At 40.7% G+C, this 3,429-nt stretch carries 2 protein-coding genes; one reads left to right on the top strand and one right to left on the bottom strand.

Annotation, left to right across the window (positions count from 1 at the left end; all coding sequences use genetic code 11):
• Nucleotides 1-1,809 (bottom strand): ribonuclease E (gene rne, locus CEX73_RS01920; protein WP_101626915.1); only part of this gene is annotated, 1,809 nt, incomplete at its 3' end.
• A gap of 559 nt (nt 1,810-2,368) precedes the next feature.
• On the opposite strand from rne, the gene rluC reads away from it, so the two are divergent.
• On the top strand, nt 2,369-3,358 hold the full coding sequence (gene rluC, locus CEX73_RS01915) for a 23S rRNA pseudouridine(955/2504/2580) synthase RluC (protein ID WP_101626914.1): 990 nt from the start codon (nt 2,369-2,371) through the stop codon (nt 3,356-3,358).
• Nucleotides 3,359-3,429: the final 71 nt, after the last annotated feature.

Genomic DNA, 3,429 nt, shown 5'->3' with positions numbered 1-3,429 from the left:
ATGGACCCCACTGCAATTTAGCCTATGTTGACTTTCACTATGGAGATGGAGATCTTGACTGTGTCTCATTTTCTTTTCAGTCACCTTTTGTTCTAAGGGGGATGATCCCTGTGCACTGACTAAAGATTTTAAACCTGACATCAATCTACCCAAAATATTACGAATGGGTGCATCGCTCACAGTTGTGTTTTCTCTTATGACTCGCTGATTTGGTATCATTAAAGTAGCTAGAGCAGGTTGCTCTGAACGTTTTCGTTCAGCGTTTAACTCCTCAGCTGAGTGCATCTTTTCCGCACTATATAGTTGCGGTAGCAAATAGCTTAGTGTTGTTGCTTCTTCACCTTTGCGTATTCGGAGAACGACATAATGCGGAGTTTGCATTTGATCATTAGGCACGATAATCGCGCGCACTCCACCTTGGCGTTTCTCTATAGCATTAACGGCGGCGCGCTTTTCATTCAGCAAATAAGATGCGATAGGTACCGGTACGATAGCGTGTACTTCATGAGTATTTTCTTTCAGCGTTTCCTCTTCAATTATACGTAGGATAGAAAGAGACAATGATTTGTTCTCACGAAGAGTACCAGTACCCCCGCAGCGGGGACATATGTGATGACTAGATTCACCTAACGATGAACTAAGGCGCTGGCGAGAAAGCTCCAACAAACCAAAGCGGGATATCCGTCCCATTTGAATACGGGCACGATCCTGACGTACTGTTTCACGCAGGCAATTTTCTACCTCGCGTTGATGACGCGTCTTTATCATATCGATAAAGTCTATGACTATTAAACCTCCAAGATCTCGCAAGCGTAACTGACGAGCAATTTCATTTGCTGCTTCTAGGTTAGTATTAAAGGCAGTCTCTTCAATATCGCCGCCGCGGGTTGAACGCGCTGAGTTAATATCGATTGCTGTTAGCGCCTCAGTAGTATCGATGACAATAGAACCACCCGAAGGTAAACGTACCTCACGTTGGAAGGCTGACTCAATCTGAGATTCTATCTGGTAGTAACTAAACAGCGGAATTTCGCCACTATAGAGTTTTATTTTGTTGGTGAAATCAGGACGACCTAACAATGTAATATGTTCTTTGGCTAAATCTAAAATGTTTGGGTTATCTATCAGAATTTCACCAATGTCAGGTTTTAGATAATCACGGAACGCACGTACAATAACATTACTTTCTTGATAAATCAAAAATGGCGCGGGACGACTCTCAGCTGCTTTCTGAATTGCCTGCCAGTGCTTAAGACGGAAGGAGAGATCCCACTGTAGCGCTTCCGCTGACTTACCGATGCCTGCTGTACGAACTATCAGTCCCATACCTTCTGGTAGTTCTAACAATGATAAAGCTTCTTTTAGCTCAGTGCGATCTTCTCCTTCGATACGACGCGAAATTCCTCCTGCTCGAGGGTTATTCGGCATCAAAACAAGATAGCTACCAGCTAGACTAATAAAAGTAGTAAGTGCAGCGCCTTTATTACCTCTCTCTTCTTTATCTACCTGTACAATAATTTCTTGCCCTTCACGCAGCACGTCCTTAATATTTATCCTACTATTCGAAGAATTAGGAAAATATTCACTAGCAATTTCTTTAAAAGGCAGGAAACCATGGCGCTCAGCACCATGATCGACAAATGCTGCTTCAAGACTTTGTTCTATACGGGTAATTATACCCTTATATATGTTGGCTTTTTTCTGTTCATGCCCCAAGCTTTCAATATCTAAATCATAGAGTCTTTGCCCATCTACTAAGGCTACACGCAACTCTTCTTGTTGAGTTGCATTAATTAACATTCTTTTCATCATAACTTACTCATGTTTTATGCATTAGCATCAGAGCTGCTGGCAACAAATAACAGCATAGCCGTGTAATTACCGACTGTTTTACTCCGTAACTTGATACAAAGCCATCAACCTTACGGTTGTTACTTGCTAAGTGGAGCATAATTTCGGTAGCCTGTTTTTGTTATAACGGAAAAACATCGCATTTACAGAGGTGGAATTGCGTCTTATTATGACTACTGATTCCTTTTGCCAGCCCAGCAGCAATCTGCTGCTAGCTCTAACTACTAGATTAACCATTACGTCTTACGCTATTGCTGCGTTTCGGTTTTATTAAGTCAAGGATTAAGCAAATTCAACTATTCCTCAATGACACGTTTCATACGGGCAAACGTGGAAAGTAAAAGCATTATTTCATTGCTGACACGTACATAGCAAGACGACTTTAGCTATTAGCGATCAGATACTATTTTTCTTTCCGGTCCAGTGTGTAGAGTTCTTCACGATCATATTGATGAGATAGAAAAATTTGTTATTGTTACCAACATAATACTGTTAATAAGATAATAAAGGTAGCATTATGGTTACAGCTTATTTCAAATTCAGCACTATAAAAAAAAATAATTATCAGACACATATAGTTACTATAGCTATGCATGAATCTGGTCAAAGAATAGATAATTTCTTACGCACTCAACTCAAAGGAGTACCTAAGAGCCTTATTTATCGTCTCGTACGTCAAGGACAAGTACGGGTTAACAAAAATAAAATCAAACCGAAATACAAACTCCAAAGCGGCGATGAGCTACGTATTCCTCCAGTGTGGAAAGTAGATAATAAGCCTTTGTCTCCTCAACTAGGAAAAGTAGCTGTCTTAACTAAAGCTATTCTGTATGAAGACGATCATCTTTTGATCTTGAATAAGCCAGCAGGAACTGCAGTACACAGTGGTTCTAGACTTAGCTTCGGTGTCATAGAAGGACTTCGTGCACTATGGCCTAATGCTCACTTTTTAGAACTAGTGCATCGACTAGACCGGGATACTTCTGGTGTTTTACTAGTAGCCAAAAAACGTTCAGCCTTACGTTTTATGCATGAGCAATTGCGAATGAAAAGCATCAAAAAAGATTACTTGGCATTAGTGCGTGGCCAGTGGCCATCTCATACTCAATCAGTATCAGCGCCGTTGATAAAAAATATTTTAGCTAGCGGTGAACGCATTGTGCGAGTCAGCAGTGACGGTAAATGGTCAAAGACTGGCTTTAAAGTAGAAGAACGCTTCACATTAGCTACCCTGGTTAAGGTTAGCCCAGTGACCGGACGTACCCACCAAATACGTGTACATAGCCAGTATGCAGGGCATCCTATTGCGTTTGATGATCGTTATGGTGATCGCAATTTCGATCAAACACTCAAAAGCTGTGGCCTAAATAGGCTTTTCTTGCATGCTGTTGCGCTAAGCTTTAAACATCCCGCTAGCGGTGAAACATTACGTATTGAAGCTCCATTGGATGAGTCATTACGTAACTGTTTACTTTATCTGCGTACTTACCATAAATCTAAACAATAACTATCGTTAGATATGGTCTGTATAGTACAAACTAATGTGCCTTGATATATATACATATTAAATAATGATCC

The sequence above is a fragment of the Candidatus Palibaumannia cicadellinicola genome (assembly GCF_002855795.1).
GTDB lineage: Bacteria > Pseudomonadota > Gammaproteobacteria > Enterobacterales > Enterobacteriaceae > Baumannia > Baumannia cicadellinicola_C.
This window is presented reverse-complemented; position numbering and strand designations above follow the sequence as displayed.

Bases quoted from the DNA above. Each gene is read 5' to 3' on its own strand.
- rluC (WP_101626914.1), top strand. From the start codon at position 2,369: ATGGTTACAGCTTATTTCAAATTCAGCACTATAAAAAAAAATAATTAT.